The following is a 538-nucleotide window of genomic DNA, read 5'->3' as shown; positions in this document are numbered from 1 at the left end:
AAAGCGCCCCAATCTTTAATCGCCGTAAAGTGTACCATTGGCTGACCCAGTTTATCTTCGCCATCAACCGCTTCCACGGCATCTGTTTGGTTCACAACATCAACCAGATGCGCGGACTCGGTGACGCCCCAAAACACTTTACTGATCCCAACTCTAAGCTCGTAATCATCCCAATACGTGAGAAAAAGCGCTTCTCTAATGTCACCGTGGGTTCTTTCATCATCGAGGCTATCGACTCGAAAAAACGGTGTGAAGGTGAAGCTACTCTCTCCGCTTTGGAAGTCCCAGTAAAATTCAGGCTGAACTACAACAGAGCTTTGGCCTTTACTCTGCCCTTGCAGCCCGTGAGAGAGAAACTGTCGATGCTCAACATTCAATTGCCCCGCAAGCTCAAATGCGAACAGCGAGGGCGCTACCAACATCGCGAGTAATCCGCCAAGTTGGTTTACTCCTTTGCCCATATTCATACCACTCCCTTATTTAACTCGCTTGAGCACGTTTTTGTTGAAGTCGTTCTCTTCCAACCCTGTTTGAAAGC

General features: G+C 48.3%; 1 pseudogene. It reads right to left on the bottom strand.

From position 1 onward, the window contains the following. A pseudogene (locus R7O13_RS30295) lies at positions 1–422 on the bottom strand (hypothetical protein); the annotation flags it as partial. Positions 423–538 lie beyond the last annotated feature (116 nt).

The sequence above is a fragment of the Vibrio sp. Y176 genome (assembly GCF_033438945.1).
This window is presented reverse-complemented; position numbering and strand designations above follow the sequence as displayed.